Origin of the sequence: Agromyces hippuratus, assembly GCF_013410355.1 — a bacterium.
GTDB classification, from domain to species: domain Bacteria; phylum Actinomycetota; class Actinomycetes; order Actinomycetales; family Microbacteriaceae; genus Agromyces; species Agromyces hippuratus.
In genome coordinates this window covers 2,878,752-2,890,191 of the sequence record NZ_JACCFI010000001.1, presented here as the reverse complement: position 1 = coordinate 2,890,191, position 11,440 = coordinate 2,878,752, and the positions used below count along the sequence as shown (strand labels likewise).

At 70.7% G+C, this 11,440-nt stretch carries 13 protein-coding genes; 7 read left to right on the top strand and 6 right to left on the bottom strand.

Going from position 1 to position 11,440, the window contains the following annotated elements; all coding sequences use genetic code 11:
- Window positions 1-17 precede the first annotated feature (17 nt).
- A complete protein-coding gene (locus BJY17_RS13515) occupies window positions 18-1,058 on the top strand; it encodes a LysR family transcriptional regulator (protein ID WP_179551811.1) in 1,041 nt (346 codons plus the stop codon).
- A 25-nt stretch (window positions 1,059-1,083) separates the two neighbouring features.
- A complete protein-coding gene (locus BJY17_RS13510) occupies window positions 1,084-1,476 on the top strand; it encodes an META domain-containing protein (RefSeq protein WP_179551810.1) in 393 nt (130 codons plus the stop codon).
- 3 nt (window positions 1,477-1,479) lie between these two features.
- On the opposite strand, the gene BJY17_RS13505 is transcribed toward BJY17_RS13510, so the two are convergent.
- Window positions 1,480-2,472: a helix-turn-helix transcriptional regulator gene (locus BJY17_RS13505; RefSeq protein WP_179551809.1), complete on the bottom strand. Its 993-nt coding sequence runs from the start codon at window positions 2,470-2,472 to the stop codon at window positions 1,480-1,482.
- 60 nt (window positions 2,473-2,532) lie between these two features.
- Between BJY17_RS13505 and BJY17_RS13500 the strand changes: the two genes are divergently transcribed.
- The 3 genes from BJY17_RS13500 (at window position 2,533) to BJY17_RS13490 (ending at window position 6,141) form a co-directional block, all read left to right on the top strand.
- A complete protein-coding gene (locus tag BJY17_RS13500) occupies window positions 2,533-3,501 on the top strand; it encodes an ATP-binding cassette domain-containing protein (protein ID WP_218889918.1) in 969 nt (322 codons plus the stop codon).
- Window positions 3,502-3,650: 149 nt separating this feature from the next.
- The gene (locus tag BJY17_RS13495) at window positions 3,651-4,433 is read left to right on the top strand and encodes an ABC transporter permease (protein ID WP_179551808.1); all 783 of its coding nucleotides are present in this window, start codon (window positions 3,651-3,653) and stop codon (window positions 4,431-4,433) included.
- Window positions 4,434-4,497: 64 nt separating this feature from the next.
- Entirely contained in the window at window positions 4,498-6,141 is a 1,644-nt protein-coding gene (locus BJY17_RS13490) for a phytoene desaturase family protein (RefSeq protein WP_179551807.1), read from the top strand.
- Between the two features lie 22 nt (window positions 6,142-6,163).
- Here the strand turns inward: BJY17_RS13490 and BJY17_RS13485 are convergent, their stop codons facing one another.
- Window positions 6,164-6,523, bottom strand: coding sequence for a DoxX family protein (locus BJY17_RS13485; protein WP_179551806.1), 360 nt, complete (start codon window positions 6,521-6,523; stop codon window positions 6,164-6,166).
- A 184-nt stretch (window positions 6,524-6,707) separates the two neighbouring features.
- Complete coding sequence (locus tag BJY17_RS13480; RefSeq protein ID WP_218889917.1) at window positions 6,708-7,139, bottom strand: hypothetical protein; 432 nt, start codon at window positions 7,137-7,139, stop codon at window positions 6,708-6,710.
- Window positions 7,140-7,225: 86 nt separating this feature from the next.
- On the opposite strand from BJY17_RS13480, the gene BJY17_RS13475 reads away from it, so the two are divergent.
- Window positions 7,226-7,735 carry an SRPBCC domain-containing protein gene (locus tag BJY17_RS13475; protein ID WP_179551805.1) on the top strand — a complete coding sequence of 170 codons (510 nt, stop codon included), beginning with the start codon at window positions 7,226-7,228 and terminating at the stop codon, window positions 7,733-7,735.
- A 65-nt stretch (window positions 7,736-7,800) separates the two neighbouring features.
- The gene (locus tag BJY17_RS13470) at window positions 7,801-8,910 is read left to right on the top strand and encodes an AI-2E family transporter (protein WP_179551804.1); all 1,110 of its coding nucleotides are present in this window, start codon (window positions 7,801-7,803) and stop codon (window positions 8,908-8,910) included.
- A 13-nt stretch (window positions 8,911-8,923) separates the two neighbouring features.
- On the opposite strand, the gene BJY17_RS13465 is transcribed toward BJY17_RS13470, so the two are convergent.
- The 3 genes from BJY17_RS13465 to BJY17_RS13455 form a co-directional block, all read right to left on the bottom strand.
- On the bottom strand, window positions 8,924-9,487 hold the full coding sequence (locus BJY17_RS13465; RefSeq protein WP_179551803.1) for an acyl-CoA thioesterase: 564 nt from the start codon (window positions 9,485-9,487) through the stop codon (window positions 8,924-8,926).
- Between the two features lie 103 nt (window positions 9,488-9,590).
- Complete coding sequence (locus BJY17_RS13460) at window positions 9,591-10,238, bottom strand: dihydrofolate reductase family protein (protein ID WP_179551802.1); 648 nt, start codon at window positions 10,236-10,238, stop codon at window positions 9,591-9,593.
- 4 nt (window positions 10,239-10,242) lie between these two features.
- Complete coding sequence (locus BJY17_RS13455) at window positions 10,243-11,394, bottom strand: bifunctional 2-methylcitrate synthase/citrate synthase (protein WP_218889916.1); 1,152 nt, start codon at window positions 11,392-11,394, stop codon at window positions 10,243-10,245.
- Window positions 11,395-11,440 lie beyond the last annotated feature (46 nt).

Genomic DNA, 11,440 nt, shown 5'->3' with positions numbered 1-11,440 from the left:
GATGCCCGGAGGTGCCCATGCTCGACGTGCGACGCCTGCGCCTGCTCGTCGAGCTCAGCGACCGCGGCACGCTCTCGGCGGTCGCCGAAGCCCTGTCGTACAGCCCCTCCTCGGTGTCGCAGCAACTCAGCCAGCTCGAGCGCGAGGCCGGCGTGCCGCTGCTCGTGCAGGTCGGGCGCCGCGTGCAGTTGACCCCGCAGGCCGAGGTGCTCGTGGGGCACGCCCGCGCCGTGCTCGACCGGCTCGAGGAGGCCGAGTCCGAGGTCGCCCGCTCGCTCACCGCGGTCGGCGGCACCGTGCGCATCGCCGTGTTCCAGTCGGCGGCGCACGCCGTGGTGCCGCAGGCGCTCACCCTGCTGCGAGCCGAGCACCCCGCCCTGCGGGTCGAGGTCACCGAGCGCGAGCCCGACGTCGGGCTCTTCGAGGTCTCGGCGCGCGACTTCGACCTCGTGATCGCCGAGCAGTACCCGGGGCACACGCGCGCGCACCGCGAGGAGCTCGACCGCGTGCACCTCGTCGCCGACGCCATCCGGCTCGCACTGCCGCCGCACCCCGCTCATTCCAGCGGATATACGATCCGGCGCGCCGACGAATCGGGCACCCCGGGCGGCGTGGCGGATCGTATATCCGCAGGTGCGCACAGCATGCGGGGTGGCACGGATGCCTCGCGCGAGCAGTCGCGCGTCGCGGCATCCGATCGCTCGCTGCTGGCCGCCGCGACGATGCCCTGGGTGCTCGAGCCCGAGGGCACCGCCTCGCGCGACTGGGCCGAGCAGCTCTGCCGCGAGGCGGGCTTCGAGCCCGACGTGCGGTTCGAGACCGCCGACCTGATGGCGCACATCCGCCTGATCCGGTCGGGCAACGCCGTCGGGCTCCTCCCCGACCTCGTGTGGGCGGGCGAGGCGCCGAGCGTCACGCTCGTCGACCTGCCGGGGCATCCCGAGCGCGAGGTGTTCACCTCGACGAGGCACGCCGCCGCGGCACGGCCGGCGGTCGTCGCCTGCCGCGACGCCCTCGCCCGGGCGGCACGCGCGACGGCGACGCCTTCGGTTCGCTGACGGGTCGGATCGATACGCTGTGCCCATGTCACGAACGCTGCAGCGCCTCGCCCTGTCCGGCACGATCCTGCTCGCGGCGACGCTGCTGAGCGCCTGCGCCGGCAACTCCGGCACCGCGCCGGTCGAGACCGTCGATCCCGTCGGCACCTGGGGCGACGTCTCGGCGACGGGTGAGCCCTCGCTCGCGTTCGGCAACGGCGGCTCGCTGAGCGGCACCGACGGCTGCAACCGCCTGGTCGGCAGCTGGACCGCCGAGGGCGACACGGTCACGTTCGTCGAGGTCGCGTCGACGCGCATGCTGTGCGAGGGCGTCGACCCGTGGCTCTCAGCGCTCGCGACCGCCACGGTCTCCGGCGACACGCTCACCGTCTTCGACGAGTCGGGTGCCGAGATCGGCACCCTGCCGCGCACGGCGTAGTCGTCACCCCCGAGCGGATGCCTCCGCGAAGCGCTCGGCCTGCATCGCGAGGAAGTCGAGCAGTTCGACCGGCCCCTCGATGCGATAGCGCACGCCGCGCGGCAGCCACATGAGCGCCATCGACAAGTTCTCGACCGAGTCCGCCTCGAGCGGCCACGCGCAGTGCCCGGCGTCGATCGCCACGACGTCGCGGCCGTACCAGCCGAGGTGCTCGACGAGGTCCGCCTGCGGCATCTCGGCGACGACCCGCGCCTTCACGCCCCGGTCGCGCCAGCGCACCGCCGCCTCGACCCGCGCCCGGGCGTCGTCGTCGGTCATGGGCCGGGGCTCGAACCGCACCCGCGTCGGGAACACCTCGCTCATGCGGTCGAGCCGGAACGTGCGCCAGTCCTCGCGCTGGCGATCCCAGGCGAGCAGGTACCAGCGCCGGGCGACAGGCACGAGCCGGTACGGCTCGACCACTCGAGCCGAGGCCTCGCCCGCGGCATCCGTGTAGGTGAAGCGCAGCCGCTCGGAGTCGCGGCACCCGAGGGCGAGGAGGCCGAGGAGTTCGGCGTCGATCTCGGGCGTCGGCCGACCGGAACGAGCCGAACCCGGTCCGACCGTGCCCACCGCCGCATGCGACTGCAGCGCCTCGATGCGACGGCGCAGGGCCGGCGGCAGCACCTGCTCGATCTTCGCGAGGGCGCTGAGCGTCGTGTGCTCGGCGCCGCGCAGCCCTGCCGTCGCCTGGGAGCGCAGGCCGACGGCGATCGCGACCCCCTCGTCGTCGCTGAGCAGCAGCGGCGGCAGCCCGGTGCCGGCCTCGAGGCGGTAGCCGCCGGTCGAGCCGCGCGCCGACTCGATGCCGTAGCCGAGCTCGCGCAACCGGTCGACGTCGCGCCGCAGCGTGCGGTCGGAGACGCCGAGCCGGTCGACGAGTTCGCGCGCCGACCAGTGCCGGTGGCTCTGCAGCAGGGAGAGCAGTTCGAGGGTTCGCGAGGTCGTTGCGGCCATGCTCCAAGTTTCCCATCCATGCGGACGAAAACTGACCGGATGCCTCGGAAGACTGCAGATATGACGAACCAGATGATCTCCGCTCAGGGCCTCACGAAGACGTTCCCCGCCAAGGGGAAGGTCGTCGAGGCCGTCCGTTCCGTCGACCTCGAGGTCGGCGCCGGCGAGCTCGTCGCCTTCCTCGGCCCGAACGGCGCCGGCAAGTCGACGACGCTCCGCATGCTCACCACCCTGCTGCCGCCGACGAGCGGCGAGGCGATCGTCGCCGGCTCCGACATCCGCCGGGATCCAGCCGGCGTGCGCCGCCGCATCGGCTACGTCGGGCAGGGCAACTCGGGCGGGCACACCCAGCGCGTGCGCGACGAGCTGCACGCCCAGGGAGCCTTCTACGGCATGGGCCGCCGCGAGACCCGGGCTCGCGCGGCCGAGCTGATCGAGTCGCTCGAGCTCGGCCAGGTCGCCGGCCGGCAGGTGCAGTCGCTCTCGGGCGGCCAGAAGCGCCGGCTCGACATCGCGCTCGGACTCATCCACCGGCCCGAGCTGCTCTTCCTCGACGAGCCGTCGACGGGCCTCGACCCGCACAGCCGCGCGAACCTGTGGGAGCACATCGTCGACCTCCGCCGCGAGACGGGCACGACGATCTTCCTCACGACCCACTACCTCGACGAGGCCGACCAGCTCGCCGAGCGCGTCATGGTGATGGACCACGGCCAGGTCATCGCCGACGACACCGCCTGGGCGCTCAAGGAGTCGCTCGCGGGCGACCGCGTGAGTCTCACCTTCGAGACGGCGGCGGATGCCGCGGCAGCCGCCGCCCGCATCGGCGGCGAGGCCTCGGGGCAGGTCGTCACGGTGACGGCTCCCGGCGGCGATCGGGCGCTGCCCCGGTACATCCGCTCGCTCGGCGACGCCGGCCTCGAGGTGGTCGCGGCGACGCATCGGCAGCCGACCCTCGACGACGTGTTCCTCGCCCTCACCGGGCGCACCCTCCGCGAGGAGGCGGCGCACGCCGAGCCGGCACTCGCCTGACCACCCTCTCCTCCCTCTCCACCCTCTCCTCCCCCCTCACCCTGACCAACGCGAAAACAGGAAGACACGCCGCATCGGCACCGAGAGCAGGCCCGACCATCCGGTCCTGAGCACGAGTTCCTGTTTTCACACCATGAAGGAGCACCGAAATGACCACCATCGACACCACCGCCCGCCCCACCGGATTCGTGCGCGACACCGCCTCGGTCTTCGTCCGCGAGTCGCGCCCGCTCGTGCGCGACCCGTTCAGCGTGATGTTCTCGCTCGTGCAGCCGCTCGTCTTCCTCGGCCTGTTCGGCCCGCTGCTCATCGGCGCCTCGGGCGGCGACGCCGCAGGCACGCTGCAGTGGTTCGTGCCGGGCATCCTCGTGATGGTCGCGCTGTTCGGCACGGCCTCGACGGGCGCGAACCTGCTCTTCGAGATGCAGACCGGCTCGCACGAGCGCACCCTCGTGGCGCCGCTCTCGCGCAGCGCCCTGCTCGTCGGCCGCGCCCTCAAGGAGGTCGTGCCGCTCGTCATCCAGGGCACGATCGTCGTGCTCGTCGCCGTGCCGTTCGGCTTCTCGCTCGACGTGCCGGGGCTCATCGCCGGCCTCGCGGTGCTCGCCGTCTTCGGCATCGGCTTCGGCGCCCTGAGCTACTCGCTCGCGCTCGCCTGCCGCAACCGGGACTGGATGTTCTGGATGGTGCACCAGACGCTGCTGTTCCCGCTCATGATCCTCTCGGGCATGCTGCTGCCGCTCGAAGACGGCCCCGCGTGGATGCAGGTCGCCGCGGCGATCAACCCGCTGAGCTACCTCGTCGGCGCCGAGCGGGCGCTGCTCTCGGGAGACTTCGGCGCACCGGCGGTCGTCGGCGGCATCATCGCCGCAGCCGTGACGTGCGCGATCGGCGTCGTGGTCGGCGTGCGTTCGATGAAGCGCGCGGCCTGAGGCCTGCCTGACGAGGGCGAGCGGATGCCCCATCCGCTCGCCCTCGCTCGTCTACGCTCGTGGGATGCCCCACGACGTCGTGATCATCGGCGGTGGCCACAACGGCCTCACCGCAGCCGCCTACCTCGCCCGCGCCGGCAAGCGGGTGCTGCTGCTCGAGCGCAGCGACCACCTCGGCGGCGCCGCCGTCTCGGCCGACGCATTCGAGGGCGTCGACGCGCGCCTCTCGCGCTACTCCTACCTCGTGAGCCTCCTGCCGCAGCGCATCATCGACGACCTCGGCCTCGACGTGCGGCTCGTGCGGCGGCGCTTCTCGTCGTACACGCCCGACCCGAGCGACCCCGCTCGCGGCCTGCTCGTCGACAACGAGGCCCCTTCGACAGGCTCGGGGAGCACGGCGGCCGCCTTCGCCCGGGTCGACGCCGAACCCGACGCCGCAGCCTGGCAGGCCTTCTACGCCGACACGGCGCACGTGGCCGAGCGCCTCTTCCCGACGCTCACCGAGCCGCTGCCGACCCGCGACGAGGCGCGGGATCTGATCGGCGACGAGCGGCTGTGGCGCGAGTTCGTCGAACGGCCCCTCGGCGAGGTGATCGACGCCCGCTTCGCGAGCGACCTCGTGCGCGGGGTCGTCGCGACCGACGGGCTCATCGGCACCTTCACCGAACTCGACGACCCCGCACTCGATGCGAACCGCTGCTTCCTCTACCACGTGATCGGCGGCGGCACCGGAGACTGGGACGTGCCTGTCGGCGGCATGGGCGCCGTCACCGGCGAGCTCGCGAGGGCAGCCCGCGAGGCGGGCGCCGAGCTCGTGACGGGCGCCGAGGTCGTCTCGGTCGACCCGGCGGGCGAGGTGCGCTGGCGGCAGGGCGACGAGTCGGGTGAGCGCATGGCGCACGCCGACGTCATCCTCGCGAATGTCGCGCCCGCCGTGCTCGACCGACTGCTCGAGGCCGGCGCGCAGGCGTCACCGGCGTCACCGGCGGCCACCGTCGGCGTGCCCTCGGTCGTGCGCGAGCGACTGCGCCACCTGCACGCACCCGAGGGCGCGCAGGTGAAGGTGAACCTGCTGCTCACCCGACTGCCGAGGCTCCGCGACACCTCGGTCGCGCCCGAGGCCGCGTTCGCCGGCACCTTCCACATCAACGAGCTCGAGACGCAACTCGACTCGGCGTATCGCACGGCCGCTCGCGGCGGCATCCCGTCGCCGCTGCCCTGTGAGATCTACTGCCACACCCTGAGCGACCCGTCGATCCTCTCGCCCGAGCTCGCGGCATCCGGCGCCCACACCCTGACCGTCTTCGGCCTGCACGTGCCGCACCGGCTGCTCGAGCGTTTCGGCAACGACGAACTGCGCGAGCGGCTGCAGTCGGCGGTGCTCGCCTCGCTGGACTCGGTGCTCGCCGAGCCGATCGAGGGCGTCATCGCGACGGATGCCGCGGGCCTCCCCTGCATCGAGACGAAGACGACCCTCGACCTCGAGGAGGCGCTCGCGATGCCGGGCGGCAACATCTTCCACGGCCCGTTGTCATGGCCGTGGGCCGAGCCGGGCGCCGCCCTCTCGACACCGGCCGAGCGCTGGGGCGTCGCGACCGCGCACCCGGGCGTGCTGCTGTGCGGTTCGGGTGCGGTGCGCGGCGGTGCGGTGAGCGGCATCGGCGGCCACAACGCGGCGATGGCAGTGCTCGAGGCATCCGTCGCCTGACCGCGAGCCCCCGGCGTGCGGATCAGCCGAGCAGCACCCAGCCGACGCCCACGAGCAGGGCGACGATGCCGAGCACGAGGCTCGGAGCGAACGACTCCTTGCGCTTCACGTGCAGCGCCACGGCGAAGACCATGGTGATCGCGAGCGCGAACGCCGCAACGGGCGTGAGCCACGGCAGGATGCCGGTCGCGGCGGGCAGCACGAGGCCGATCGCGCCGAGCACCTCGAGCAGGCCGATGGTCTTGAGCTGGCCGGCGCTCACGTCTTCGACCCACGGCATGTTCGCGAGCACCGCCTCGCGCGACCTGGTGGCCTTCATGGCGCCGGCCATGCCGAACAGCAGGGCGAGCAGCCCGGTGACGATCCACAGTGCGATGAGCAAGTTGTTCTCCCAAGTCCGAGTTACTGTCAGTGCGTAACGCACGAACGGTGACTCTAACTCACGGAGGCCGCGCACTTCACCGTGCGTGACGCACCACGAGGTGCGTAACACGGACCCGGGTGAATGAGTCGAGCCTGTCGAAACAGGGTTTCGACAGGCTCGCCCGGCAGAGTTCGCCGGTGTCCTAGAAGACGAAGACCTGGCCGAGCACCATGATCGCGATCACGAAGAGCACGATGACCGCGCCGACGATCGTCAGCGACTTCACCGAGAGCTTCGCGACGCCGTAGCCGACGAGGAACGGCAGCGCGAAGAGGAAGATCGTCACGGTCCACCAGAAGAACTGGTAGCCGCCCTGGGTCGCGTCGGAGAGCCGACCGGCGAAGAGCTGCTGCGAGTGCGGGGTCGTCGCGAACGTGAACGCGGCCGACAGCGGGATGGCGATGAGCGCGAACACGATCAGGCCGGCCAGGGCACCCCAGAGCCCGGACTTGTTGTTCTCGGGGTCGATGTCGAGCGCGTGCTCCTCGTGCGCCGACTGCCCACCCGTTGACGTCTTCACGCCCGATGACGCCTGTCCACTCGACGCGCGCTTGCGTCCACCACTCGATCCCATGGCCACACTCTAGTGGGCGGTGGCCCACTCTGGCGGTTGACGCGCAGCGGGATTAGCCTGAGGGAACCAGCGAACGGGGGCTGAAGATGACCGCGAGACCGACCGGACACTACGTGCTGAAGGACGACGGCCTGTACCTGCAGTTCGACCGCCTGTTCTACGCCCCCATCGAAGACGTCTGGTTCAGCCTCACGAATCCGAATGCCATGCGCGCCTGGATCGGCACCTACACCGGCAGCCCGGCGACGGGCGGTGTGCGGTTCCGCATGGAGGCCGAGGGCGAGGGCGAGTGGCAGAACGTCACGATCCTCGAGTGCGCGGCACCGCACCGGTTCACCGCCGACTCCGGCTCGGGCCCGACCGGCATCCGCCTCTTCTGCCATCTGGTGGAGGGCGGCGGCATGACGACGCTCACGCTCGGCCAGCGACTCCACGACCCGTCGGAGTCTGCCGATATGGGGCCCGGCTGGGACTACTACCTCGACCGCCTCGCGGCCGCGCGCGCCGGCACGCCGCAACCCGCGTGGGAGACCTACTTCCCGGCGTTCTCCCGCCACTACCGGGAGCTCGACGTCCCGACCACCGCGAGCCGCTGACGGCCTGGAAGGCCGGCCCGGCGCGCTCCTCCTGCACCGGGAGCGCCCAGCCCTAGACTGACGCCGTGAAGAGCATCGAGCGCCGAGCGCGCGAGACCGAGGCCACCCCGGGCTGGCGCGAGCGCCAGACGAACCTGATGGCGAACAAGCCGTTCCAGTGGGCGTTCGTCGCGACCCTCGGCGTCGTGGTCGCGCTCGGCATCGCGGCGGCGTTCGCGAGCATCTCGAGCGTCGTCTTCTCGGTGCTCGCCGCGGCGTTCATCACGCTCGGGCTCGACCCGCTCGTGCGCTGGTTCGAGCGCCGGGGACTGAAGCGCGGCGCCGCCATCGTCACGGTCATCATCCTGTTCATCCTCGTGATCGCCGGGATGCTCTGGCTCGTGCTCCCCATCGTCATCAGCCAGGCGAGCGCGTTCATCAACAGCCTTCCCACCATGTACAAGAACCTGCAGACGCAGGACTGGTTCCAAGACGTGCAGGCCGGCTCGGGCGGGGTGCTGGGCTCGGTCTACAAGTGGGTCGTCGACACCATCAGCGACCCGAACTTCTGGGCGACCATCGGCGGCGGGGCCCTGAACGTCGGCTTCGCGATCCTCGGCGGCCTCTCGAGCGCGTTCTTCATCTTCATCCTGACCATCTACTTCACCGCGACCCTCGACTCCTCGAAGCGGGCGATCTACACGCTCATCTCGGCGTCGCACCGAGAGCGCGTCGTCGGCTACGCCGAGCGCATCATGCAGAACGTCGGCCGCTACCTCAGCGGCATGGTGGTGCTCGCGTTCTTCAACGCGGTCTACAGCTTCATCCTGCTGCTGCTCGTCGGAGTGCCGTTCGCACTCGTGATCGCGGTCGCGGCGTTCTTCATCACGCTCATCCCGCTCATCGGAACCGTGCTCACCACGGCGGTCATGACGGTGATCGCCCTGTTCGTCTCGCCGGTCGCGGCCCTCATCGTGCTCATCGCGATGCTCATCTACATGCAGGTGGAGGCGTACATCCTCACCCCGAAGGTCATGAGCAAGGCCGTGCAGGTGCCCGGCTCGATCGTGCTCATCGCAGCCCTCGCCGGCGGCACGCTGGGCGGCCTGCCCGGAGCACTCGTCGCGATCCCCGTCGCCGCCGGCATCCTGCTCATCATCAAGGAGGTCGTCGTGCCGAGGAAGGCGCTGAGCTGACCGCAGCGCCTCGTCAGCGCCAGACCGACGGGGCCGCCGCACGGGTGGCGGGCAGTGCGACATCCGCGCCCCACCGCTCCATCCAGTCGGGGATCTCGTCGGCGCCCGAGACGCCGAGCACCTCGGCGATCTCGGACATCGGCACCGTGCCGCCCGCCTTCTTGAGGAAGCGCGCGCGAATGAAACCCTGCGCGTAGATCTCGGGTTCGCCGTCGGCACCCGGACGCACGTAGCGCTGCTCCATGTAGACGGCCTTGTCGTCATGGCCGACGAGGCGGGACTCGATCGTGAAGCGGTCCCAGAGCTGCAGGGACTTGCGGAACGTGATCGTCTCGCTCGCGACGACGGGGTACCAGTTCTTCTCGCGCATCATCGCCCAGACGCCGTTGCGCACGAGCATGTCGAAGCGCGCGACATCCATGATCGAGAAGTAGACGCCGTTGTTCATGTGGCGGTTGATGTCGAGATCGGTCGGCAGGGTGATGAAGTTCGTGCGCGCGACATCCCAGTGCCCGAGGTCGGGCTTGCGCCGCGAGAGGAACAGGACGTGCAGCAGCGTGCGGAAGAACATGTGCATGATCCACGACTGTATGACGGAATCGTGGTGGATCATCCAACATTGGCGGAAGCCACAGTCACAGAACGGATGCCGCGGCTCCCGTTGTGCGAGCCCGCGATGACTACCCGAGCACCGTCGGCAACCGGTAGCGCAGGTGCGTCGCCCGTGCCCCCTGAACCGCGGAGACGGGCTCGAGCTCGACCCGGTTCGGAGCCGAGTCGGGGAAGAGCCGGTCGCCGCCGCCGAGGAGCACCGGCACGATGTGGAGCAGCGCCTCGTCCACGAGTCCGAGGGCGAGCGCCTGCCTCGCGACATCCGCACCGCCGATGACGCAGACGGATGCCGCACTCGCGGCCGCGCTGGCACGGGCGATCGCTTCGGCGACCCCGCCCGTGACGAACTCGTAGCGCGAGCCTCCGCGCACGTACGACTCGTGAGGGCGACTCGTCACGACGAAGCACGGGCGCCCCTGGAACACCGGCTCGTCGCCCCAGACGGCCTCCCGGACATCGAGCGTGCGGCGGCCGAGCACGAATGCGCCCGTCGACTCGTAGAGTTGCGCGACGGCGTCGCGATCGACGTCTTCGCCGGTGTCGTCGATGACGCCGTCGCGGTCGTCGTCACCGGGCGGCGCACCGGTGAACACCGAGTCGCGCATCCACGAGTGCACGCGCTCCCCGTCGAGCCCGAAGGGATGCTCGAGGCTCACGCCCACCGCCGCGGTGAACCCGTCGACGGTCATCGTCATCTCGAGGAAGACGTGGGACACCGGGTCAGCCCTTCACGGGCACGTGCCGCTCGTCGACGCCGTTGTAGACCGACAGCGGACGGATGAGCGCGTTCGACGCCGCCTGCTCCATGATGTGCGCCGTCCAGCCGGTGATGCGGCTCGCGACGAACAGCGGCGTGAACGTCAGGGTGTCGAATCCCATCAGGTGGTAGGCGGGGCCGGCCGGATAGTCGAGGTTCGGCCTGATGCCCTTGCGCTCGGCCATGGCCTGCTCGAGGCCGACGTACAGCTCGAGCAGGTCGGGCCGATCGTAGTACTCGACCATGCGCTCCATCGCGTCGCGCATCGTGGGCACCCGGGAGTCGCCGTTCTTGTAGACACGGTGCCCGAAACCCATGATCTTGCGCTTCTCGGCGAGCGCCGCGTCGAGCCAGGCGGCAGCTCGCTCGGCGCCCCCGGGGCCCGCACCGATCTCGTCGAAGGCGTGCATGACGGCCTCGTTCGCGCCGCCGTGCAGCGGGCCCTTGAGTGCGCCGATCGCTCCGGTGACCGCCGAGTAGAGGTCGGCGAGCGTCGAGGTGATGACCCTCGCGGTGAACGTCGAGGCGTTGAACGAGTGCTCGGCGTAGAGGATCATCGACACGTCGAACGCGCTCACGACCGGCAGCTCCGGCAGCTCGCCGAACGTCTGCCAGAGGAAGTTCGCCGAGAAGCCGAGGTCGCCCCGCGGCTCGACGAACTCGAGCTCGTGCCGACGCCGCTGGTCGTACGAGACGATCGACGGCAGCTTCGCGAGCAGGCGGATCGACTTGTCGAGGTTGGCGTCGACGCTGTCGTCGGGGGTCGCCGGGTCGCTCGCGCCGATGACCGAGACGGCGGTGCGCACGACGTCCATCGGGTGGGCGGTGAGCGGCAGCTCGTCGATGATGCGCTTGACCTCGTGGTCGAGGCCGCGCAGCGATCGCTCGCGTTCCTCGAATTCGGCCAGCTGGGTGTCATCGGGCAGCTCGCCGTACCAGAGCAGGTACGCGACCTCCTCGAACGTCGTGGAGGCCGCGAGCTCCTGCACCGGGTAGCCGCGGTAGAGCAGCGAGTTCGACTCGGGGTTCACCTTCGAGATCGCGGTGTAGTCGACCGGCACACCGGCCAGACCCTTGTAGATCTCGGGCGGTACTGCGATCTCCTGCTCAGCCAATGTCTGCTCCCTTGCGTTGGCGTGGTCTCGATACGACGCTGGTGCG